Genomic DNA, 23970 nt, shown 5'->3' on the forward strand with positions numbered 1-23970 from the left:
CAAGCGGGGGAATTAGACCGGCGCTTCTAGGGCGGGCTCGCGGCGTGACGCAGCAAGCTTCCGCGCGCGGTCGGCAGGTTTTACCTGCTTCCGGCCAGTGCGAGCACCTCGGCGGCGGAGATCATCGCGGCCGCATTCGCGGGTGCCGGGCGTTCGGCCGGTCGGAACACTTCGTCGCCGCGATGGATGACCTGGCGCGACAGCGCGCAGGTGCCGGTACGCTGCGCGAAGCGGCGGCGCCAGCGCTGTTCACCGTAGTGACAGCGACCGGGCTCGACCCAGCGGACGACGAGCAGCGTATCGGAACGTTCGAGAATTTCGACGTGGACGTCGGCGGGATCGAGCGCAGGCAGGGATTTGGAGGCCTTCATTTTGCCGTTTCCTAAAGCTCGTGCGGTTTCGGCCGTGGCAGTGGATGTCACTACCCGAGGGCGAATCCGTAGCGGTTTCCATGAGTGGTGCGCTAAATGTAAGCGTCTGTGACCGGAAAAAACATCCTGTCTGGCTCAAATTACCTTTTGCCGATTTAGAAACAATCCAAGCTTATTTTCTTGGAAACCACGGACAAAAACGCCCCGGACGGGGAAGTCCGGGGCGGAAAATCGGCCCGCGCACCGTGTCTGCTCGCCCAGTCACGGCGTCCATCGCCGGGGGACGGAGTGCCCGCAGGATCGAAAGCGGGCGGGGAGGCGATGGTTGAAAAGCGCGGTCCGGCAACGCCATGATGGCGCGCCGATCCCGTTGAGACCCTGACGCGAACATGACTTTTTTGTCAGTTTGGTGTGGCCGCAGCGCCGGACAAGTACGACGGACCGGCCGAGAGGCGCGCCGATATTGGGTTTGTACGAAGTCAGGACGCAACTTTCAGGACCGGTCCTGCACCGGATTTTTCTTCATCCGCCCGATTTTGCCGCTCGGGTAAATACTGAATCCCGATTTCGTGACAAACGCGCGATCCCTTCCTATGATTGGTTGGACCTTTAGTCCTTTGTGCCAATCGGCCGACGGGTGGCCGCTTTTTCGGGAGAGTCGCTCATGAGATTGCAGGGCAAACGCGCGCTGGTGACGGCGGCGGGGCAGGGCATCGGCCGTGCGACCGCGCTGCGGTTCGCGAGCGAGGGCGCCGACGTGCTGGCGACCGACATCAACGAAGCCGCGCTCGTGCGGCTCGAGGCCGACGCCGAACGCGCGGGCGGCCGGCTGGCCACGCGGCGGCTCGACGTCACCGATGCGAGCGACATCGCGGCGCTCGCCGCGGGCGAACGCGCGTTCGACGTGCTGTTCAACTGCGCCGGCTACGTGCATCACGGCTCGATCCTCGACTGCGACGACGCCGCATGGGCGTTTTCGATGAACCTGAACGTCACGTCGATGTACCGGCTGATCCGCGCGCTGCTGCCCGCGATGCTCGAGGCCGGCGGCGCATCGATCGTCAACATGGCGTCGGCCGCGTCGAGCGTGAAGGGCGTGCCGAACCGCTTCGTCTACGGCACCAGCAAGGCGGCCGTGATCGGGTTGACCAAGGCGGTGGCCGCCGATTTCGTCGAGCGCGGCATCCGCTGCAACGCGATCTGCCCGGGCACGATCGAATCGCCGTCGCTGGAGCAGCGGATCGCGGACCAAGCGCGCACGCGCCACGTGTCGGCCGACGAGGTGCGCCAGGCGTTCGTCGCGCGCCAGCCGATCGGCCGCATCGGCAGCGCGGATGAAGTGGCCGCGCTCGCGCTGTACCTGGCATCCGACGAAGCGTCGTTCACGACCGGCACGATCCACCTGATCGACGGCGGCTGGTCAAACTGACCGTGCCGAACTGACTGACCGCCCCCCATTCACTTTCCGTTTCCATTCGGACGACGCTATGAAACTGCTCAGATTTGGCGACAAACACCATGAAAAACCGGGCCTGCTCGATGCGCAGGGCCAGCTCCGCGACCTGTCCGGCGTAATCGACGACATCGCCGGCGATGTGCTGACCCCGGCGTCGCTCGCGCGGCTGCGCGACATTCCGCCGTCGTCGCTGCCGCTCGTCGAAGGCACGCCGCGGCTCGGCGCGTGCGTGGGCCGCGTCGGCAAGTTCATCTGCATCGGCCTCAACTATTCCGACCACGCGGCCGAATCGGGGATGGAGGTGCCGAAGGAACCGGTCGTGTTCGGCAAGTGGACGAGCGCGATCTCGGGCCCGAACGACGACGTCGAGATCCCGCGCGGCTCGGAGAAGACCGACTGGGAGGTCGAGCTCGGCGTGGTGATCGGCCAGGGCGGCCGTTATATCGACGAAGCCGATGCGCTGTCGCACGTCGCCGGCTACTGCGTCGTGAACGACGTGTCGGAACGCGAATTCCAGCTCGAACGCGGCGGCACGTGGGACAAGGGCAAGGGCAACGACACGTTCGGCCCGCTTGGGCCCTGGCTCGTGACGGCCGACGAAGTGCCCGATCCGCACGCGCTGCGGCTGTGGCTCGACGTCGACGGCCACCGCTACCAGAACGGCACGACCGCGACGATGGTGTTCCGCGTGCCGCACCTGATCAGCTACCTGAGCCGCTTCATGAGCCTGCAGCCGGGCGACGTGATCTCGACCGGCACGCCGCCGGGCGTCGGCCTCGGGCAGAAGCCGCCCGTCTATCTGCGCGCAGGACAGGTGATCACGCTCGGCATCGACGGGCTCGGCGAGCAGCGCCAGCGCACCGTGCAGGCCTGATTTCCTTTTACGGACGGTTCGTCATGCCTATCATTCGATCGATGCGCGTCCTCGACGTGCGCTTCCCGACCTCGCGCCAGCTCGACGGCTCCGATGCGATGAATCCGGACCCCGATTATTCGGCGGCCTACGTCGTGCTCGAAACCGACCGCGACGGGCTCGAGGGGCACGGGCTCACGTTCACCATCGGGCGCGGCAACGAAATCTGCTGCGCGGCGATCGATGCGATGCGTCACCTCGTCGTCGGCCTCGACCTCGACTGGGTCCGCGAGGACATGGGCCGTTTCTGGCGCCACGTGACGTCGGACAGCCAGTTGCGCTGGATCGGCCCCGACAAGGGCGCGATCCACCTGGCGACCGGCGCTGTCGTCAACGCGGTGTGGGATCTGTGGGCGAAGGCCGTCGGCAAGCCGCTGTGGCGGCTCGTCGCCGACATGAGCCCCGAGGAACTGGTGCGCGCGATCGACTTCCGCTACCTGACCGACTGCCTGACGCCGGACGAAGCGCTCGAACTGCTGCGCCGGCAGGCGCCCGGCAAAGCCACGCGGATCGCGACGCTCGAGCGCGACGGCTACCCGTGCTACACGACGTCGGCCGGCTGGCTCGGCTATAGCGACGACAAGTTGCGCCGGCTGTGCCGCGAGGCGGTGGAAGAGGGTTTCGAATACGTGAAGCTGAAGGTCGGCGCGAACCTCGAGGACGACATCCGCCGCGTGACGATCGCGCGCGAGGTGATCGGCCCCGACCGCAAGCTGATGATCGACGCGAACCAGGTGTGGGAAGTCGACGAGGCGATCGACTGGGTGCGCGAGCTCGCGTTCGCGCGGCCGTGGTTCATCGAGGAGCCGACGAGCCCCGACGACGTCGAAGGGCATCGCAAGATCCGCAAGGCGATTGCGCCCGTGCAGGTCGCGACCGGCGAGATGTGCCAGAACCGCGTGCTGTTCAAACAGTTCATCGCGCGCGGCGCGATCGATGTCGTGCAGATCGACGCGTGCCGGCTCGGCGGCGTGAACGAGATTCTCGCGGTGATGCTGATGGCCGCGAAGTACGGGCTGCCCGTGTGTCCGCATGCGGGCGGCGTCGGGCTGTGCGAGTACGTGCAGCACCTGTCGATGATCGACTACGTATGCATTTCCGGCACGAAGGAAGGGCGCGTGACCGAATACGTCGATCACCTCCACGAGCATTTCGTCGAGCCGTGCGTCGTGCGCGGCGCGGCGTACATGCCGCCGACGGCGCCCGGCTTCTCGATCGAGATGAAGCCAGAATCGCTGGAGCAGTACCGGTTCCGCGGCTGAAGCAGGGTGTGCGTGCCGACAACATGAACGACGGAGACGCGAAGTGGATTTGAATCTGCAAGACAAGGTCGTGATCGTGACCGGCGGCGCGTCGGGCATCGGCGCCGCGATCTCGATGCGGCTCGCCGGCGAAGGCGCGATACCGGTGGTGTTCGCGCGGCACGCGCCCGACGACGCGTTCTGGCGCGAACTCGTGCGGAAGCAGCCGAATGCCACCTGCGTTTCCGTCGAATTGCAGGACGACGCACAGTGTCGCGACGCGGTCGCGCAGACCGTCGCGCGCTTCGGTCGTCTCGACGGCCTCGTCAACAATGCGGGCATCAACGACAGCATCGGGCTCGATGCCGGGCGCGACGCGTTCGTTTCGTCGCTCGAACGCAACCTGATCCACTACTACGTGATGGCGCACTACTGCGTGCCGCACCTGAAGGCGGCGCGCGGCGCAATCGTCAACATCTCGTCGAAGACGGCCGTGACGGGGCAGGGCAACACGAGCGGCTATTGCGCATCGAAAGGCGCACAGCTCGCGCTGACACGCGAATGGGCCGTCGCATTGCGCGACGACGGCGTGCGCGTGAACGCGGTGATTCCCGCCGAGGTGATGACACCGCTCTATCAGAACTGGATCGCCGGTTTCGACGATCCGCAAGCAAAGATCGCGGAAATTGCCGGCAAGGTGCCGCTCGGCCAACGCTTCACGACGGCCGACGAGATTGCCGATACGGCCGTGTTCCTGCTGTCGGATCGCGCATCGCACACGACGGGCCAGTGGCTGTTCGTCGATGGCGGCTATACGCATCTCGACCGTGCGATCAGCTGAGGGCCGCGCTCCATGCAACCCGACCTCGACCCGAACCCCACGCCGCCGTTGATTGCATTGACCGGCATCGGCAAGCGCTTCCCGGGCGTGCAGGCGCTTGACGACTGCCGCTTCGACCTGCGCGCCGGCGAAGTGCATGCGCTGATGGGCGAAAACGGCGCCGGCAAGTCGACGCTGATGAAGATCCTGGCTGGCGTTTACCAGCGCGACGGCGGCGAGATCCGGATGGACGGCCGCGCGGTGGAGATTGCCGATCCGCGCGCCGCGCAGGCGCTCGGCATCGGCATCATCCATCAGGAACTGAACCTGATGAACCACCTGAGCGTCGCGCAGAACATCTTTATCGGCCGCGAGCCGCGCGGCCGCCTCGGCGTGTTCGTTGACGAAGACAAGCTGAATCGCGATGCCGCCGCGATCTTTGAGCGGATGCGGCTCGACCTCGACCCGCGCACGCCGGTCGGTCGGCTGACGGTCGCGAAGCAGCAGATGGTCGAGATCGCGAAGGCGCTGTCGTTCGACTCGCGCGCGCTGATCATGGACGAGCCGACCGCCGCGCTCAACAACGCGGAGATCGCCGAGCTGTTTCGCATCATCCGCGACCTGCGCGCGCACGGCGTCGGCATCGTCTACATCTCGCACAAGATGGACGAGCTGCGCCAGATCGCCGATCGCGTGACCGTGATGCGCGACGGCAAGTATGTCGCGACCGTGCCGATGGCCGGCACGTCGATGGAGTCGATCATCTCGATGATGGTTGGCCGCCAGCTCGAAACGGTATCCCACACGCCGCCCGATACGGCGTCGAACGATGTCGCGCTCGAAGTGCGCGGGCTGTCGCGCGGCCGTGCGATCCGCGATGTCGCCTTCACGCTGCGGCGCGGCGAGATCCTCGGCTTCGCGGGGTTGATGGGCGCGGGCCGCACCGAGGTTGCACGCGCTGTGTTCGGCGCGGACCCGGTCGACGCCGGTGAAATCCGCGTGCACGGCAAGGCGGTGACGATCCGCACGCCGGCCGATGCGGTGAAGCACGGGATCGGCTACCTGTCGGAGGATCGCAAGCATTTCGGGCTGGCGGTCGGGATGGACGTGCAGAACAACATCGCGCTGTCGAGCATGCGCCGTTTCGTGCGCCGCGGCGTGTTCCTCGATGCGCGCGAGATGCGCGATACCGCGCAGTCGTACGTGCGGCAGCTCGCGATCCGCACGCCGTCGGTCGCGCAGCCCGCGAGGCTGCTGTCGGGCGGCAACCAGCAGAAGATCGTGATCGCGAAGTGGCTCCTGCGCGACTGCGACATCCTGTTCTTCGACGAGCCGACGCGCGGCATCGACGTCGGCGCGAAGAGCGAGATCTACAAGCTGCTCGACGCGCTCGCCGCCGACGGCAAGGCGATCGTGATGATCTCGTCGGAGCTGCCCGAGGTGCTGCGCATGAGCCACCGGATTCTCGTGATGTGCGAAGGCCGCGTGACCGGCGAATTGCGCGCGGCCGACGCCACGCAGGAAAAGATCATGCAGCTCGCGACGCAGCGCGAGTCGACCGTATTGTCCTGATTCAGACGCTGACCATGTCCAACGATACGCATCCCGTTCCGCCCCTGGCTTCCGGCGACACGCCGGCCGCCGCATCGAGCCTGAAGTCGCGCTTCTTCAATCCGGCCGCACGGCAGAAGCTGCTCGCATTCGCGAGCCTCGTGCTGCTGATCGTGTTCTTCAGCTTCGCGTCGCCGAACTTCCTCGAAGTCGACAACCTCGTGTCGATCCTGCAGGCCACCGCCGTGAACGGCGTGCTGGCCGTCGCCTGCACGTACGTGATCATCACGTCGGGCATCGACCTGTCGGTCGGCACGCTGATGACGTTCTGCGCGGTGATGGCCGGCGTCGTGCTGACGAAGTGGGGGATGCCGCTGCCGCTCGGGATCCTGGCCGCGCTGCTGTTCGGTGCGCTGTCGGGCTGCGTGTCGGGCTTCGTGATCGCGAAGATGAAGGTGCCGCCGTTCATCGCGACGCTCGGCATGATGATGCTGCTCAAGGGGCTGTCGCTCGTGATCTCGGGCACGCGGCCGATCTACTTCAACGACACGCCGGGCTTCACGTCGATCGCGCAGGATTCGCTGATCGGCAACCTGATCCCCGCGCTGCCGATCCCGAACGCGGTGCTGATCCTGTTCCTCGTCGCGATCGGCGCGTCGATCGTGCTGAACCGCACGATCTTCGGCCGCTACACGTTCGCGCTCGGCAGCAACGAAGAAGCGCTGCGGCTGTCCGGCGTGAACGTCGACGCGTGGAAGATCGCCGTCTACACGTTCAGCGGCGCCGTGTGCGGGATTGCCGGGCTGCTGATCGCGTCACGGCTGAATTCCGCGCAGCCGGCGCTCGGGCAGGGCTACGAGCTCGATGCGATCGCGGCCGTCGTGATCGGCGGCACGTCGTTGTCGGGTGGCGCGGGCAGCATCGTCGGCACCATCATCGGCGCGTTCATCATGAGCGTGCTGACCAACGGCCTGCGCATCATGTCGGTCGCGCAGGAATGGCAGACGGTCGTGACGGGCGTGATCATCATCCTCGCCGTGTACGTCGACATCCTGCGCCGGCGCCGCCGCTGACGCACGCCTGCCCGCAGGCATCCGCTTCACCGCCGGCCCGGCCGGTATCCAGAAGAGACCCACCAAGGAGACGCGAAGTGATCAGGAGCAAGGTGTTGAACGCGATCGTCGGGCTGACGTTCGCCGTCGGCCTCACGGCCGGCGCGCGGGCGCAGGAAGCCTATATCCCGCTGATCTCGAAAGGCTTCCAGCATCAGTTCTGGCAGGCCGTGAAATCGGGTGCGATGCAGGCCGCGAAGGACTACAAGGTGAAGGTGACGTTCGAAGGGCCCGAAACCGAGGCGATGGTCGACAAGCAGATCGACATGCTGTCGGCCGCGATCGCGAAGAAGCCGGTCGCGCTCGGCTTCGCGGCGCTCGACAGCAAGGCCGCGCTGCCGCTCCTGAAGAAGGCGCAGGCCGCGAAGATTCCGGTGATCGCGTTCGACTCGGGCGTCGACAGCGATATCCCGGTGACGACGGCCGCAACGAACAACAAGGCGGCTGCCGCGCTCGCCGCCGACAAGCTCGCGGCGCTGATCGGCGACGAAGGCGAGGTGGCCGTGGTCGCGCACGACCAGACGAGCCGCACCGGCATCGACCGCCGCGACGGCTTTCTCGAGCGGATGAAGTCGGCGCACCCGAAGGTGCAGGTCGTGACCGTGCAGTACGGCGAAGGCGACCAGCTGAAATCGACCGAGGTGACGAAATCGATCCTGCAGGCGTATCCGAAGCTCAAGGGGTTGTTCGGCACCAACGAGGGCTCGGCGATCGGTGTGGTCAACGGCGTGCGCGAGATGAAGCGCAAGGTCGTGATCGTCGGCTACGATTCCGGCAAGCAGCAGAAGGACGCGATCCGCAGCGGGCTGATGGCCGGCGCGATCACGCAGAACCCGATCGGGATCGGCTACAAGACCGTCGAGGCGGCCGTGAAGGCGACCAAGGGCGAGAAGCTGCCGAAGGTCATCGATACCGGTTTCTACTGGTACGACAAGACCAATATCGACGATCCGAAGATCGCGGCGGTGTTGTACGACTGAGCGTTGCGCACGAGCGGCGGCGACGCGCGCCGCCGCCGCGGCAACTGAACACGAGGGCACCATGGGCGCAGTACGCATCGATTCCCATCAGCACTTCTGGCGTTATCGCGCGGCCGACTATCCGTGGATCGGCCCCGGGATGAGTGTGCTCGCGCGTGACTACCTGCCCGACACGCTGTGGCCGCAGATGCATGCGCAGGCGCTCGGCGCGTCGATCGCGGTGCAGGCGCGCGCCGGGCGCGACGAGACGGCGTTCCTGCTCGACCTCGCGCGCGACGATGCCCGCATCGCGGCGGTGGTCGGCTGGGAAGATCTCGGTGCGCCGGCGCTTGCCGACCGCGTTGCCGAGTGGGGCAGCCCGAAGTTGCGCGGTTTTCGTCATCAGGTGCAGGACGAAGCCGACGTGGGCGCGTTCGTCGCGGATCCCGGTTTCAATCGCGGCGTTGCGTGGCTGCAGGCGAATGGATACGTGTACGACGTGCTCGTGTTCGAGCGCCAGTTGCCGGACGTGCGCGTGTTCTGCTCGACGCACGATGTGCACTGGCTCGTGCTCGACCATGCCGGCAAGCCTGCGCTTTCGGCGTTCGAGCGCGACGACACGGCGTTCGCGCGCTGGCGCGCGTCGCTGCGCGAGCTGGGTGCGCTGCCGCATGTCGCGTGCAAGCTGTCGGGGCTCGTGACGGAAGCGGACTGGCAGCGTGGCCTGCGCGCGCAGGACATCCGCCACATCGAGCAGTGCCTCGACGCGGCGCTCGACGCGTTCGGCCCGCAGCGGCTGATGTTCGGGTCGGACTGGCCCGTGTGCCTGCTCGCGGCGTCGTATGACGAAGTGACGTCGCTCGTCGAACGCTGGGCCGAATCGCGGTTGTCGGCGGCCGAGCGCAGCGCGCTGTGGGGCGGCACGGCCGCGCGTTGCTACGCGGTGCCGGGCGATGTGAAGCGCGGCATATAGAATAGGCGCGAACGGCCTGCCCGATTCGTCAGGCCGTCCGGAACGAAACCGATTACCAGCATCAACGTATGTCCATCCAGCCGATTCAGAACCGCCGCCTCTACCAGCAGATCGCCGACAAGCTCAGTGCGATGATCGAGTCCGGCGATTTCCCGCCGGGCAGTTATCTGCCGCCCGAGCGCGAACTCGCCGAACGGTTCGGCGTGTCGCGCACGTCGGTGCGCGAGGCGCTGATCGCGCTCGAAGTGAACGGGCTCGTCAGCGTGCGCGTCGGCGACGGCGTGAAGGTGCGCCATCCCGAAACGGCCGCCGTGCCCACACCCGCATCGGCACCCGACGCGACGGTCGCGCCGTTCTCGATCGTCGAGATCGATCCCGAACTCGGCATCGCGCTCGACCTCGACACCGAAATCCCGCCGTTCGCGCTGTTGCAGGCGCGCCGGCTGATCGAGCCGGAAGCCGCGTCGCTGGCCGCGACGCACGGCTCGGATGCGCAGATCGAAGGGATTCACGAAGCGTTCCTGCGCAACCAGGAAGACAACCGCAGCGGCTCGCTCACGCACCCGGGCGACCGGCTGTTCCATATCCGTATCGCGGAAGCGAGCGACAACGCCGCGTATGCGCTGATGATCAAGCAGTTGCTCGCGCACAAGTACGACCTGATGTTCCAGCGGCTGCAGTCGCTGTACATGCCGAACGACATGCCGCACCGGTCGGAACTCGAACACCGCGCGATCCTCGACGCGATCCGTGCGCGCGATTCCGAAGCCGCGCGCCGCGCGATGGCCGAGCATCTCGACGAGGTCATCCGGATTTTCGGCCGCGCGCTCGACTGAGCGCGCGTCGACGCATCACCGGTTCAGAATCGGTCCGCGCGATACGGCGCCGGATCGGTGAACGGCGCCTCGCCCGTCATCATCTCGGCCAGCAGCCGGCCGGTGACGGGGCCGAGCGTCAGCCCGTGGTGGTTGTGCCCGAACGAGAACCACAGCCCGCGATGGGCGGGCGCGGGGCCGATCACCGGGCGCATGTCCGGCGTGCATGGCCGGAAGCCGAGCCACGGATGCGGGTCGAGCCGCTCGCCGAAGCCGAACACCGGCCTTGCGATGCGTTCCGCACGCTCGAGCTGCACGCCGGTCGGCGGCACGCGGCGCCGCGCGATCTCGACCCCCGTTGTCAGCCGCAGCCCGCGCCGCATCGGCGCGATCACGTAACCGTATTCCCGATCGACGATCGGCGCCGACGGCACGCCGCGTGCGGATGGGGTGTAGTGCATGTGATAGCCGCGTTTCTCGCGCAGCGGGATCTTGTAGCCGAACTTGCCGAACACCGTGTCGGACCACGGGCCGAGCGCGACGACGACGGCCGGTGCGGCGGCCGGGCCATCCTGGGTGTGAACCTGCCAGCCGGGCGACAGTGCGTCGAGGCTCGCGGCGTCGCCGGTGAGCAGCGTCCCGCCGCCTTGCACGAACAATTGCGCATACGCTTTGACGAGCGCGGACGGATCGACGACGCTCTTCGGATCGAGCCAGTGCAGCGCGCCGCAGAAGCCGGGCGCGAGGCTCGGCTCGTGCGCGAGCAGCGCGGCCGCGTCGAGCGGCGTGATGCCGAGCCCGTGTCGGCGCGCGGTGAGGCCGGCCTCGGCCACGCCGCGCTCGAACGCGGCTGGCGTGCGGAACGCTTCCAGCCAGCCGTTCGCACGGATCAGCTCGCCGGCGCCGGCCCGTGCGATCAGCGCGTCGTGCTCGACGATGCAGCGCTCGATCAGCGGCAGCATGTCGCGCGAAGCGGCCGCATGACGCAGCGGCGCCGATTCCCACCAGAACCGCGCGAGCCACGGCGCGAACGCGGGCAGCGACGCGCTGTGCCAGTAGAGATCGGTCGAGCGGTTCAGCGCATAGCGCATCAGCGTGAACGGGCTGCGCGGGAACGGATACGGCTCGACCGACGAGCGCTCGATCAGCCCCGCGTTGCCGAAGCTCGTGCCTTCGCCGGGCGCGCCGCGATCGACGAGGGCGACCTTGCGTCCGCGATCCTGCAGGTGCAGCGCGGCTGAGACGCCGACGATGCCGGCGCCGAGAACGATGACGTCGAAATCCATGGATGGTATTGAAGTGCGAGGTTGGCGCGGATGGACCGCTTGCGATACGTGGCAGGGTCCGTTCAGAACCCAAGGATACCTCGGGCAGGGGCGAGTGCGCCGTTCGATGCGGTGGCCGGGGTGCACGCCGGGGTTCCGGAACGTCGTCCTACGAAGCGACATATTCGCCGGCGAAAATTGCCTGGAACCTGGCCGGGAAGTGAGTCAATCTCGCGTCGGCGAGAAAGCTAAGGATCGCGTGATCGACAGGCATGTCGCTCTCGCCATTCCGGCGTAACGGAAACGGCTTGAACGCATGGTCGCGAAGCGAATCGCCGGTGTCGACTTGTTTTAAATCGGGAATACGCAGTAATTCGCGATCAGGTAAATTGTCCCGTGCTGCGTTGCGTCAATGTCGAAATTACTCATTGTGACGCCGAAGTGAATGGCGGTCTGCGCGCGTTGCAGTCGATCTGGAGGCAATCGAGTGGATTGCTTATTTGGAAGGTATGGACGCGCCTGAAACGGGCCGTTATGATGGCGCCGCCTGCGTGAGAGGCAATCCATCTCCATTCAATATAAATCTTCACGCGGCCGAAAATTACCGATTTTTCTTAATGCTCGCCTGCTGGCGAATGCGATTGCACGCATTACGAGAAATCCGATAAGAGTATTTCGTCGAGGACGCGTTTCGAAATTAATATTTCGGACATCGACATGTAGTAAAACCGCGCGCATGCGTCGTGGTGATCAGAATAGAAAGCGAGAGGGCCCATGAAAGAGTTGCCAGGAATCGCCGGAATAGCCGAGTCGGCGGGATCGTCTCCGCTGGGTGGCGCACTGACATCGGGTGCGATGCAAATGGCCGCGGCCGCGAATCCCGTAGTCGGCAAGGTTGCGCCAACCGCATCGGCCGTCATGCAGGCGCTGGCCGCCGGAGCCAATCCGGCCCAGATTGCCGCATCGATGGCGGCGCCGGCGGCCGGCATGCTGAATCCGGTCGCCGGGCAACTCGCTTCCGGCGCGATGTCCGGCATGCGGGGGCTGACTGCATCGGCTTCGCCGGCAGCGGCAGCCGAGGCCGCACCGGCTGTCGACGATCACCCGCTCGCCGGGCAGCCGCTGTCCGACCTCGCTTCCGCCCCGCAATTTTTCGTTCCGGGCCAGACACAGGGCCAGCCCGGCGCACTCGGGTCGCCCTTGCCATTCAGCGAGACGACACGGCTGCTTCGCTTGCAATCGTCGCTGACCGGAAATCGCGCGCTGTCGATTGCCGCGATCAAGGGTGGCGAGGCGTTATCGGAGCTGCCCCGTTATACGCTCGACCTGATCGCGCAGAATCCGTCGATCGATCTCAAGGACGTGCTGAACCAGGCGGTGGCCGTGAACATCGCGCTTCAGGACGGATCGGAGCGGCAGATTCACGGCTATCTTGTCCGGTTCGGCTTCGAGCGTAACGATGGCGGCGTTGCGCACTATCGCGGCGACCTGGTGCCGTGGCTCTGGTATCTCGGCAAGCGGGTCAACAGCCGAATCTATCAGCAGGTCACGGTGCTCGACGTGCTGCGCAAGGTGTTCGCCGACTACGGCGCGCTGGTCGACTACCAGACGCATGTCAAGGAGGAACTGAAACAGGAAGATTTCGTCGTCCAGTTCCAGGAGAGCGACCTGAATTTCGTCAGCCGGCTGCTCGAGCGGCACGGGCTGTTCTACTACTTCGAATATCGGCAGGATGGTCACACGCTCGTGATCGCCGACGATTCGACGTCGTGTCCCGACCAGGCGCACGATCCTGTCGTGACCTACAACGCGGCGAGCGGCGTGCAGCAGGCGGACCGCCTGACCGCATTGTCGGCGAGCCGCGAAACCCAGCCTGGTGTGGTCGCGCTGCATACGTTCGACTACAAGCACCCGAAAAGCCGGCCGTATGTCGAGCTGCCGACGCTGGCCGACCAGGGCAACGCGCCGAAGCTCGAGGTGTACGACGGCAGTTCGGCGTTCGCATACAAGGACACCCGCGAGGGCGAGGCCGAAGCCAAGCGCCGGCTCGAGGTGTACGAGTGGCAGGCCAAGGTGTTCCGTGGCGAATCCGGTTGCCGGGGGCTCACGGTGGGCCGCAAATTCAAGATCGACGGGCACTTCTGGTTCGACCCGGCCAAGCAGGACGACAACGAATTCCTGGTCGTCGGGATCGACATCGATGCGAAGAACAATTTCGGCGATGCATCGGCGCAGCCCGGGAGTTTCAGGAGCTCGCTGACGCTGATCCGCAGCAAGATTCCGTATCGTCCCGAGCGTCGACACGACAAGCCGGTCATGCCCGGACCACAGAGCGCGATCGTGGTCGGCCCGAAGGGGCAAGAGATCCATACCGACGGAATGGGCAGGATCAAGGTGCAGTTTCCGTGGGACCGCTACGGCAAGAACGACCAGGAGAGTTCCTGCTGGATACGGGTATCGCAGCCGTGGGCGGGGCGCGGCTGGGGAACCGTGGCGATTCCGCGCGTCAACCAGGAAGTCATCGTCGACTTCCTGAACGGCGATCCCGATCGCCCGATCATTGTCGGCCGCATGTTCAACGCCGAACAGACGCCACCGTATGCGTTGCCCGACGGTGCGCACCAGATGGGGTTCCACAGCAACTCCACGCCGGGCGGCGGGGGATTCTGCGAGGTCGTGATCCACGACAAGAAGGGCGAGGAACTGGTCAATATCCATAGCCAGAAGGATATGGCCACGACGGTCCAGAACAATCACGTGACGGTCGTGAACGGCCCGAACCAGACGAACGTCGTCACGCAGGGGCAGCACGCGAACATCGTACGCAAGGCCATTTCCGTGCAGTCGCAGGACGCGCATATTCAGCATACGGCGAAGACTGCGGTAATCCTGCATGCGCAGGAACAGCACATGGCGCTCAAGGCGAAGGGCCCCGTTCAGATCGAATCCGACACCGAGCATGTGCATGTCAAGGGATCCCAATCGATCGTCCTCGAATGCGGGAAGGCCAGGATCACGCTCTCGGCCGACGGACAGATCGTACTCGACGGTACGCGCATCGTCGTGCTGGGTTCGCAAAGCGTCGACCTGAATCCGGACGGCACGACGGGACCGGCGTCGCCGCCGCTCGTCCCGGTGACGGATCCGGCCGATCCCGAGCCCAATGCCGCAGCGCCCGCGGCAGGCGGCGGTGGCGGAGGCGGAGGCGGTGGCGGTGGCGGTGGCGGCGCAGCGGCGGCAGCAGCGCCGGCGCACGGGAAAAATCACGCGAAAGGCACACCCAGGAAGGTCGTGGCGACGGGGCTGGGCGCCGGTGTCGACAAACTCGCCGCGAAGTCGCCGACACTCGAACACGACATCACGCAACTGCAGAAGGACGGCTGGCAGATCCAGTATGGTCCCGCGAATCAGGGATCCTCGACGAACAAGCATGGCCAGCCGCCGACGATCGTGATCGACAGCAACGACCGGGGGAATCCGAAGGCTGTCGTCCAGGGGCTCGCGCACGAAACCGGACACGCGCTGTATCAGGGCACGCCGGATTATTCGACCAAGACAAACTACGTCAATAGCGAACTGGCGGACGAAGGCGCGGCGACGATGAACAACATCAAGGTGCAGCGAGAAATCCTCGCGCACGGCGGCCCCGACATCCAGATCGCAGGCAATCCTGACAATGCGCCGGCCTACAATGCGGCGTACAACCAGTTCGTGCACAACGGCGACGCCGGTGCCGCGCGGGCTGCCATCGGGCATGTGTACGGCACGGGAGAATATGCGTCGGTGCCGGTCAATGGGCAGTATGTCAACTATCAAACGTACTACGGAAGCTGGTATGACCGTAACTACCCGTCCCACTAGGCGAGGCCGCTACACGGCGATCATCGCGCCGCTGCTGCTCGCCATGTCGCTGGGCGTGACGCCTGCTTGTTCGGAAGGATCGAAAAAGATGCACACAACCGTTCAACTCAGTCTCTGGCAAGTGATCGACCAGATCGGCACGCATCAGCCGATCCGGCGCGAGCCCGTCGAGCATCTGCTTAACACGAAGTTCGCGCGCAGCGAATCGAGCAACGAATACTTCACGTTCTGGAGCAATGGCGAGAGCGGCCCGATCGCGCTGGACGACGGCACGCAGATCGAGCGGATCGTGCTGCGTACGAGCAATGAGAGCGACACGCGCGGCGCGCTGACGTTGGCGCTGTCCGGCCGTTGCATCAGCCGCGATGAAGTGAAGGCGCGGTTTGCCGGGATGCGGGTCGCCGGTGCGCCGTCGGGGCGCTCTCCGAACGAGGAAACGACGTTCCGATCGGAAACCGCGTGGGGCGAGCTCGTGTTCGGGTTCGCGGAGCGCAATCCCGATTGCCTGTCGAGCGTCGGCTTCGGCGACAAGGCGAAGTAACGCGACACCCTGACGCGTGTGCACGGATCAATAAAAGGACAAACGGAATGGCGGTTTACCGATTGCACGAGGGGCGCATGGCGTTGCCCGACGGCTGGCGTGACCAAACCATGAATGTGTTCCACTTGCCTGATGCGTCCGGCAGGAAGGATGTGGCATTCGTGGTCACACGCGACTACGACACGCCGCTCGACGACGTCGGCGCCTACGCCGATGCACAGCAGGCGGCTTTCAAGCGCCAGTTTCCCGGTTACAAGCCGATCGCGCGCGAGCCTGTCACGATCGACGGGCTTCCGGGCCTCATGCTGGACTACCAGTGGCGCAGCGACAAGACGGTGCTGCGGCAGCGACAGGCGATGGTCAGGCTCGACGAAGCGATGCTGGTGTTCACGCTCAATGCCCGCGTGGAAGACTTCGAGCGGCATATTCCTGCATGGACGTCGATCCTGTCTTCGTTCGTCGTGGTGCCGCCGGCGCCGGAGGCAGTCGATACGCCGGCGACCTCGCTCGAGCGCCTGCCGCACGTGTTCGCGTTGTCGGCGAAGACACGCGTGCTGCGCGTGTATCCGGACCCTCGCACGGCGTGCGAGCATATCAGTGCGCGTGAAGTCGAAAGCCACGACTGGGTGTTCTTCGCGAGCGACGGTTCGCCGCTGGAGCCGACGATCACCCAGCGCAGCCGCCACGGGCTGTTCAAGGCCGACGGGCGCTACGAGTTGCGCTCCAGTCCCGGCTACTCCGGGCTCGAACTGCGTCGCCGACTCGAATCCGTCACCGCGGTGGAAGGTGTGCCGCCGCTGACATCGCTGCAGGACATCGAGGCGCACCTGCGGCGGCAGACGGCTGCGCATACGGACGGCAGGTCGTCATGAGCGGTGCGGAGGCCGCCCTGCGCGCCGCTCGCATGGGCGACGAGATCGCGCATGGTTTCGGCCTGCTCGGGATGATCGCGGGCGCCGTGGTCGGTGCGGTCGTCGCAGCGGCCATCGTGACGGCGACCGCGGCCACCGGCGGCCTCGCGCTCGTCGCGATCGTCGGCGGCTGCGTGGCGGGCGGCGGCCTCGCCGGTGGTGCGCTGGTTCGCGGCATCCAGAAGGCGGCCAACATATCCGGTCCAACGACCGGCATGCTTCATCAGGGATCGACGAACGTCACGGTCAACAGTCGTTCCGCACTGCGCGCCGGCGTCGATTTCGCGGACGAGTGCAATGGCCTGCCGTTCAATCATTTTCCCCAGGCGAAGCTCCTGGTTGCACAGGGCTCGCGAACCGTGACCGTCAACGGCAAGCCGATGGCGCGGTTGTCGATGAAGATGGAGTGCGGCGCGGTCATCAAGACGGCGAGTGACAACGTGACGGTCGGCGGCGAGACCGTGACCGTCGTGGCCATCCACGATACCGAGGCAATGTTCGAGACGGCGCTCGAGGTGCTGGGCTTCGTTGCACTCGGTGCCGCAGGGCTCGGCGCGCTGGCAGCCGGACTGGGTGCGACCGCCCTGTTCGCGGGCACCGTGATCGGTGCCAACGTCGGCCTGAATGCGCTCCACTCGTGGGGCGAGTCGCTCGGGCCCGGTTACGGCGACATCATGGTGGGCGTCGCGGGATTTGCGCTGCTCGGGCTGGGCGCCAAGGGCGCCGACACGGAAGCGGCGAAGAATGCCGTCGACGTGTTGAACCGGACCAAGGTGGAGATCGAGCCGAACACGCTCGGCGCCAATGGCGGCAACGTACGGGTGACGACCAAGGGCGTGCCGAGAACGCTGTACGATCAGCTTCGGGCTAAGACGCCGAGTTCCAAGGTTCAGAAGATGGTCAACGAGAACTACGAACCCGGCATGGACGATCCCGCTCTCCCGGGCCTGACGATCGACAAGCCGTTGCATGCGGATCACATCGTGTCGATGAAAGAGATCACGGAGATGCCCGGATTCAAGGATCTGCCGTTCGACGATCAGGTCAAGGTGCTCAACAACCCTGACAACTTCACGGGCCTGAGCGAGACGGCGAATACATCGAAGGGATCGAAGTCGTACGCGGACTGGACCGAATACAAGAAGGGCGGCATCAAGGTCGACGAAGGATTCAGGCAGCAGATGATGCAGCGCGAAACCGACAACCGGACGATGCTGCAGCAGCAGATCAACGATTTGCTCGGCGATCAGCCGAAGTAGAATGACCGGACGACGAATTCAATGGTGAATGGCAATGATTGAGCTATCCGCGACGACTTATACGGCCGAGCTGAAGCGTTTCAAGTTGCGAGGCGAGGTCTGGCTGGCGGCGAACGAGATTCCTGCCGACGTCCAGGTGCCGACCGCGTGGCGCGTGCTGCTGGATACGCCCGATGCCGCGCTGGGCAACTGGCTCGCGAAGATGTGGGCCGGCGTCACCGGCCGTCTGCCGGCGATCGAGCAGTTCTTCAACGAGAAGCTGCGGCGGCCCGCCGTGTTCCAGAAGGAAAACGGCGATCTCTGCCTGCTCTATCCGTACACGGTCGAACAGGACGACCTGAACTTTTTCATCGGTCACCCGCCGCTCGGTGACCTCGTGTCGGACGACATGCCGCTCTGGCGTGCGTTGCCCGACGATCTGCGCAGCTTCTACCAGTTCACCCACAACGGCTGGACTTTTTTCCCTGCCAATTCGATGGGACCGTTGCCGATCGGCGACCAGAGCGCACTGACGGACAAGCTCGATCTGACAGCCGACGAGACGCGCAAGCTCGGCGTGAACCCGGATCTCGTGTGGACGGTATTTCAGAATGGCGGCGGCGACTACCTGTGCCTCGATCTTCGCGATAGCGCCGGTGACGGCAGCGATGCAGGGCGAATCTGGTGGCACGAGAATCCGACCGAACTCGAGCCGGTGGACTTCTGGGCCGTCATGAACGCGTGGTTCGAGATTTTCGTCGAGGAAGCCGACAAGCGATGACATGACGCGCCCGGCGTGCGGAAACCATCCGGCGATCGCGTAGCGCACGGGAACGTATGAAGTTTGTCGTGCACGGACATCCAATCCGCTGATCAATTTGCCGGTGTCGACATCGCATCGACATCGGCCATCGCATTCTCCCGCATCGTCGTACCGCGGAATCGAGCCGCGTAATTTCCCATGTTTTGTCGGGTGTTTCCCACTGCTTTGTCATCCGAATTTTTACCTAAGATGAAGAAATCGTGCGCGTAATTCGGTGCCTGCACGCGCATGGAGGGAGGCAGGCGGCAACGGCGGAGCGACGCCAGCGGAAGTTGCCATCATGGATGCGAAAGTGTGCGCGCCGGCTGTCAGTCTCGCGACTGCAGCGACGCCAGCGGCCGCGGCGGCCATCGCCGCACGCACGGTGTGCGGCCGTCTCGGTCGAACCGCTTCGCTGCGTCACGCATTGTTCGCAATCGTTTGCGCTCTGGGTGAGGCCTCCGCCGTACTCGCCGGTGCGCCCGCCAATCCGGACGATCCGGTCGACATCGTGCAGATCGCAGCCGCCGCAAGCCCCGCGAATCCTCCTGATTCTTCGCACGACGCGACCGTGCGCCAGGTCGTGCTCGGCATCATCAGCTTCACGCGCTGGCCGGCCACACCCGTTCACCTGCATCTGTGCGTCACGGGCCGGCCGGACTACGCGCGCGGCCTGACGGACACGCTGGAAGCCGGCTCGACGCTGGTCGACGTGCAGCGCGTGAGTCCCGACGATCCTGCGCTCGGCATGGCGTGCGACATCGTCTACTTCGGCACGCTGAACAACGGCGAACGCACGCGGGTGAGAACCGCGGTGGCCGGCCATCCGGTGCTGACGATTGCGGAACACGATCCGTCCTGCACCGCGGGCGGCATGTTCTGCCTGAATGTCGACGGCGATCGTGTGTCGTTCGACATCAATCTCGACGCCGTCGCGCGCAGCGGCGTGCGCGTGCACCCGAACGTGCTCAATCTCGCGCGACGGCCGGTGACGCCATGACACGGTCCGCGCTCCCCGTTTCCGCTTCGCGCATGTCGCGCCCGACGCTGCAAAGCGTGTTGCGGCGCGCGCATTTGCGCCTCGCGTTCGTCGCGGTGACGATGGCGGCCGTGTCGTTGATCGTCGTCGCGGTGATCGCGTTGCGTGCGTATGCGGGCAACAACCTGAACCTGCTGGCGCGCTCGCTCGGCTATACGGTCGAGGCGGCGCTCGTGTTCGGCGACCGTGTCGCGGCGAACGAGGCGATCGGATTGATCGCGAGCGACGAGGACGTCGCGCAGGTGGTCGTCACGGACAGCAAGGGGCAACTGTTCGCGACGTGGCAGCTGCCTGCCGGAAGCGAGATCGCGCGGCTCGAACGCGCGGTCGCCGATGTCGCGCTGCCCGGGCCGGTGACCGTCCCGGTGATGCACGACGGCATCGTCGTCGGACACGTCGTCGTGCGGGGGCGTGGACATCAGTTCTTCGGCTTCCTGCTGGGTGGTGTCGGCGGCATTCTTGGCTGCCTGGTCGTCAGCGTGCTCGGCGCGTATGTCAGCTCGAAGCGTCTGTTGCGCAGCATCGTGTCGCCGCTGCGCGCGCTGGCTGGCGTTGCGCACGCGGTACGGCGCGAGCGGGCATTCGCGCGGCGTGTCGAGCCGGCGGCGATTGCGGAATTGAATCAGCTCGGCGACGACTTCAACGCGCTGCTCGACGAACTCGAAGACTGGCAGAACACGTTGCGCGACGAGAACGCGTCGCTCGAACACAAGGCGACGCACGATGCGCTCACGGGGCTGCCCAACCGTGTGCAGTTCGAGTCGCGCCTCGCGCTCGCGCTTTGCGATGCCACGTTGACCGGGCAGCGGGTCGCCATCCTGTATCTCGACTGCGATCGCTTCAAGGAGATCAACGATTGCCTCGGCCATGACGCAGGCGATGCGGTGTTGATCGGCATCGCGTCTCGACTGCGCACGCAGGTGCGTGAGACCGATCTCGTCGCGCGCCTGGGCGGCGACGAATTTGCGGTGATGCTGGCGACGGTGCCCGAAGCGGACAGCGTGTGCCGGATCGCCGACGAGATTTTGTCCGGCATGGCGCCGTCGATCGAGTTGTCCGACGGCCGCGTGGTGGCCACCATGATGAGTGCCGGCGTTGCGCTGTATCCCGATCACGCATCGGACGCGAGCGGCTTGCTGCGCGCCGCGGATGCCGCGATGTACCGCGCCAAGCGCGCGCGGCCGGGCTCGTGGCAGTTGGCGGAGGGCGTCGTCCGGTCGGCTTGAGGGTTAACGTCTCGCGCTGCGGGCGAGGCCGTGGCAGCGATTTACAAGAGGTGCGCCCAACAATTGCGCACTCGAAGGGGATGCGAAATGAACCACTCGTTTCCTGTGAGCATGGAGCGGCTGTGCGTTGGAAGCGCGTTGCTGCTGTGCATGCTGCTGGGGGGCTGCAAGACGCCGCCGCCGCTTCATCGCGGGCTGACGCAGACGCAGGTCACGGCGCTGAAGTCGGCCGGGTTCCAGGAGACTGGACAGGGGTTCGAGTTCGGGTCGACCGGGCCGATCCTGTTCAATTTCGACCGGTACAACCTGAAGCCGGATGTGCGGCGGATCGTCGAACGGATCGGACGGACGCTGCGGTCCGCGGGGATCAACGGCGTGCGGGTCTATGGCTACTCGGATGACGACGGGACGGAGAAATACGATCTCGAGTTGTCGAGGCGCCGGGCGGAAGTCGTGGCGATCGAGCTGGTTGACGTCGGGCTCGACGCGAAGCAGATCGCGATCGTCGGGAAAGGGAAGCTCGATCCGGTAGGGGATAACAAGACGCCGGCGGGGCGGGCGCAGAATCGAAGGGCGGCGATCGTGGTTTCGCCGCGGTGAGGCGACGCGGCGCGGCGCGCGTGGGTAGCCGTGCCGGCAAGCACCCTGTGCCGTCTGTTGTAACGGTTTGCCATCATTGGCGAGAAGGTGCACGAACGGCCGTTTGCAAGCGGCGACCCTTGATGTTCGCGGCATGTCGGATGGTCATCCACTGAATTCGATATCCCAAAATCACGATATTCGATTCAGTGAAAATGAAACGATCGGTCATCCAAATAAAATCGTTCCGCCTTTTTTAACGCTGCATCGTCATCCGCACATGCAGCGACGGACGGAACGCGTATGGCCATCGAACCCAAGGATCTGTTGCCGCACTTCGAACGCGAGATGACGCTGCTGCGCCGTTCGGTGCAGACGTTTGCTCAACGCTTTCCCAAAATAGCCGCTCGGCTGGCGATCACCGGCGAGCATTCGGACGATCCGCACGTCGAACGCCTGTTGCAGTCGTTCGCGTTGATGGCGGCGTGTCACGACATTCGTCTCGAAGATGACGTGCCTGCGTTTACGCACGGTTTTCTCGATACGCTGCACGGCGTTTTTCTGCGTCCGTTTCCGTCGTGCGCGGTTGCGCAATTTCATGGCGACCGCAGCAGCGAACTGACTGCACCGCGCGTCGTGCCACGCGGCGATCGGCTGATCGCGCCCGTCGGCAAGGAAGTATTCCGCATCGCGGACGACGTCGCGATCCTGCCATTGACGGTGTCGTCGGTGCGTTACACGACATCGTCGATCGCGCCGCGCGATGTCACGCTGCCTTCGGAAACGACCGGTTTGCTGACCTTCACGTTCGAGCTCACTACGCCGAATGCGACGTTCGCCATCGTGCCGGATACCGTGCGCCTGCATTTCACCGGTGCGCGGGAAATCGTCGCGGCGCTCGCCGATGCCGTGTTGCTTCTTGGTAACCGGAGCTTCGCCGAAGCAGGCGACTCAACGCGCTGGAAGCGCTTGCCGGACGCGACATTCACGGCTGTCGGCTTCGAGCCTGCCGATGCGCTGCTCGACGTGCGGCCGGACGATGCCCTCTGGCCGTTCCACCTGCTGAGGACGTATTGCGCGGTGCCGGAGCGTTTCGACTTTGTCGACCTGGACATGCGGGCGATCAAGCGAATCGCCGGCGGCGGCCGTCGCGTCGCGCTCCATCTCGCGATCGCGGGCGTGCATCCGGATTCGCACCGCGCCCAGCGCCTGGCCGCCGCCACGGCCGACCACGTCCGGCTGTTTTGTACGCCGGTCGTCAACCTGTTTCCGGACGACGCCCAGCCGATCGAGACGCGCGCCGGTTGCGCCCACTATGCGGTGAGGGCGCTCGCGCAGGCGGGAGCGCCGCGCACGGCTATCTGGTCGATCGACACCGTTCGTCAGGCGTCCGACACGGGAACGTCGACGCTGGCACCGTTTCGGTCGCTACGGCATGGCACGGATACGCATACCAGGTTGTTCTGGACGGTGTTGCGCGACGAGGCAAGGCGGGCACCCAGGGAACCTGTCGATCCCCGATCCAGCGAGACGGAGACGACCGCGCCGCCGGACCCGTCCGACGCCGCGGAGTCGCTCCGCGGCGTCGAACTGGAACTGGTTGACCGGGACGGACGCACCGCCGATCCCGGCCGTCGCAAGCTGGAGATCCGGCTGTCCTGCACCCAGGGCGATCTGTCCGGGATGCAGGAGCGCGAACTGGCATTGCCCGCGGGCGATCCGGCGGGAACGGTCGTGCTGCTGAACCGGCCGACGTCGAGCCGACCGCCCGCTTTCCGCTACGGGGAGCTGTGGGATCTGCTGTCGCTCCTCGTGCCGCAGGCGATCCGGCTGGACAAGGGCGGCCTGACCCAGCTCAGGCGGCTTTGCGCACACTGGGCGCAGGACGCCGTCGACGCCGGCCGGCGCTTCGATGCGCTCGTGTCGTTGTCGACGGCGCGCGTGCGGTGCTGGCTGCCCGGCAAGCCGGCATCGGCTTTCGTGCCGGGGCTGGAGGTGCGGCTGGTCGTGGACGAGCAGCGCTTCGCCGCGTTCAGCCTGAGCGGATTCGCGCACGTGATGGACCGGTTTTTCGCGCCGTACGTGCCTGTCACCAGCTTCGTGCAGGTCGTGCTGTTTTCGGCCGCTACCGGCGCACTGCTTCGACGCGGGGCGCCGCGTCCCGGCGCCCAGCCGCTGGTCTAGTTTTCCGACTTTCAGGGCCCGAACGAAAACGTTTGCGGCATCTTTCAAGCCATCGGGTTTTACCCTACATTATCGGGGCTTCGGGCCGGCGAGCTGGTCCATGGAACCTGAGA

General features: G+C 65.6%; 21 protein-coding genes. 18 read left to right on the forward strand and 3 right to left on the reverse strand.

From position 1 onward, the window contains the following. Positions 1-80: 80 nt before the first annotated feature. Positions 81-371 carry a DUF3331 domain-containing protein gene (locus tag AC5LXX_RS19275; protein ID WP_006484717.1) on the reverse strand — a complete coding sequence of 97 codons (291 nt, stop codon included), beginning with the start codon at positions 369-371 and terminating at the stop codon, positions 81-83. Positions 372-1035: 664 nt separating this feature from the next. Between AC5LXX_RS19275 and AC5LXX_RS19280 the strand changes: the two genes are divergently transcribed. From AC5LXX_RS19280 to AC5LXX_RS19320, 9 genes are all read left to right on the forward strand, one after another. Beyond that, on the forward strand, positions 1036-1800 hold the full coding sequence (locus tag AC5LXX_RS19280; protein WP_493412707.1) for an SDR family oxidoreductase: 765 nt from the start codon (positions 1036-1038) through the stop codon (positions 1798-1800). Between the two features lie 58 nt (positions 1801-1858). After that, positions 1859-2701 carry an ureidoglycolate lyase gene (locus tag AC5LXX_RS19285; protein WP_493412708.1) on the forward strand — a complete coding sequence of 281 codons (843 nt, stop codon included), beginning with the start codon at positions 1859-1861 and terminating at the stop codon, positions 2699-2701. A gap of 23 nt (positions 2702-2724) precedes the next feature. Next, complete coding sequence (locus tag AC5LXX_RS19290; protein ID WP_493412709.1) at positions 2725-4002, forward strand: L-fuconate dehydratase; 1278 nt, start codon at positions 2725-2727, stop codon at positions 4000-4002. A gap of 43 nt (positions 4003-4045) precedes the next feature. Continuing rightward, complete coding sequence (locus AC5LXX_RS19295) at positions 4046-4822, forward strand: SDR family oxidoreductase (protein ID WP_493412710.1); 777 nt, start codon at positions 4046-4048, stop codon at positions 4820-4822. Positions 4823-4834: 12 nt separating this feature from the next. Next, positions 4835-6373, forward strand: coding sequence for a sugar ABC transporter ATP-binding protein (locus AC5LXX_RS19300; RefSeq protein WP_493412711.1), 1539 nt, complete (start codon positions 4835-4837; stop codon positions 6371-6373). 14 nt (positions 6374-6387) lie between these two features. Then, complete coding sequence (locus tag AC5LXX_RS19305; protein ID WP_059239323.1) at positions 6388-7425, forward strand: ABC transporter permease; 1038 nt, start codon at positions 6388-6390, stop codon at positions 7423-7425. 77 nt (positions 7426-7502) lie between these two features. After that, positions 7503-8444, forward strand: coding sequence for an ABC transporter substrate-binding protein (locus AC5LXX_RS19310; RefSeq protein ID WP_493412712.1), 942 nt, complete (start codon positions 7503-7505; stop codon positions 8442-8444). 61 nt (positions 8445-8505) lie between these two features. Beyond that, positions 8506-9396 (forward strand): L-fucono-1,5-lactonase, encoded by an 891-nt coding sequence (locus AC5LXX_RS19315; RefSeq protein ID WP_493412713.1) that lies wholly within the window; start codon positions 8506-8508, stop codon positions 9394-9396. A 68-nt stretch (positions 9397-9464) separates the two neighbouring features. Next, positions 9465-10232, forward strand: coding sequence for a FadR/GntR family transcriptional regulator (locus AC5LXX_RS19320; RefSeq protein ID WP_493412714.1), 768 nt, complete (start codon positions 9465-9467; stop codon positions 10230-10232). Between the two features lie 23 nt (positions 10233-10255). On the opposite strand, the gene AC5LXX_RS19325 is transcribed toward AC5LXX_RS19320, so the two are convergent. Then, on the reverse strand, positions 10256-11497 hold the full coding sequence (locus tag AC5LXX_RS19325; RefSeq protein ID WP_493412715.1) for an NAD(P)/FAD-dependent oxidoreductase: 1242 nt from the start codon (positions 11495-11497) through the stop codon (positions 10256-10258). A gap of 629 nt (positions 11498-12126) precedes the next feature. After that, complete coding sequence (locus tag AC5LXX_RS19330) at positions 12127-12465, reverse strand: hypothetical protein (RefSeq protein WP_493412716.1); 339 nt, start codon at positions 12463-12465, stop codon at positions 12127-12129. Here AC5LXX_RS19330 and AC5LXX_RS19335 point away from each other — a divergent pair. From AC5LXX_RS19335 to tssF, 9 genes are all read left to right on the forward strand, one after another. Next, a complete protein-coding gene (locus AC5LXX_RS19335; protein WP_493412717.1) occupies positions 12464-15337 on the forward strand; it encodes a type VI secretion system Vgr family protein in 2874 nt (957 codons plus the stop codon). The two genes, AC5LXX_RS19330 and AC5LXX_RS19335, sit on opposite strands and share 2 nt — an antisense overlap. Next, on the forward strand, positions 15312-15878 hold the full coding sequence (locus AC5LXX_RS19340; protein ID WP_493412718.1) for a hypothetical protein: 567 nt from the start codon (positions 15312-15314) through the stop codon (positions 15876-15878). Before AC5LXX_RS19335 ends, AC5LXX_RS19340 begins: the two co-directional genes overlap by 26 nt. Positions 15879-15955: 77 nt before the next feature. Then, entirely contained in the window at positions 15956-16750 is a 795-nt protein-coding gene (locus tag AC5LXX_RS19345; RefSeq protein WP_493412719.1) for a DUF1795 domain-containing protein, read from the forward strand. Continuing rightward, on the forward strand, positions 16747-18048 hold the full coding sequence (locus tag AC5LXX_RS19350; RefSeq protein ID WP_493412720.1) for a PAAR domain-containing protein: 1302 nt from the start codon (positions 16747-16749) through the stop codon (positions 18046-18048). Before AC5LXX_RS19345 ends, AC5LXX_RS19350 begins: the two co-directional genes overlap by 4 nt. Positions 18049-18082: 34 nt before the next feature. Then, complete coding sequence (locus AC5LXX_RS19355) at positions 18083-18808, forward strand: SMI1/KNR4 family protein (protein ID WP_493412721.1); 726 nt, start codon at positions 18083-18085, stop codon at positions 18806-18808. Between the two features lie 322 nt (positions 18809-19130). Continuing rightward, positions 19131-19829, forward strand: a complete 699-nt coding sequence (yfiR, locus tag AC5LXX_RS19360; protein ID WP_493412722.1) for a regulatory sequestration protein YfiR — start codon at positions 19131-19133, stop codon at positions 19827-19829. Further along, entirely contained in the window at positions 19826-21094 is a 1269-nt protein-coding gene (gene dgcN, locus AC5LXX_RS19365; RefSeq protein ID WP_493412723.1) for a diguanylate cyclase DgcN/YfiN, read from the forward strand. Before yfiR ends, dgcN begins: the two co-directional genes overlap by 4 nt. An 87-nt stretch (positions 21095-21181) precedes the next feature. After that, complete coding sequence (yfiB, locus tag AC5LXX_RS19370; protein WP_493412724.1) at positions 21182-21694, forward strand: outer membrane lipoprotein YfiB; 513 nt, start codon at positions 21182-21184, stop codon at positions 21692-21694. Between the two features lie 327 nt (positions 21695-22021). Next, the gene (tssF, locus tag AC5LXX_RS19375) at positions 22022-23857 is read left to right on the forward strand and encodes a type VI secretion system baseplate subunit TssF (protein WP_493412725.1); all 1836 of its coding nucleotides are present in this window, start codon (positions 22022-22024) and stop codon (positions 23855-23857) included. Positions 23858-23970 lie beyond the last annotated feature (113 nt).

The sequence above is a fragment of the Burkholderia torrens genome, from assembly GCF_984668525.1.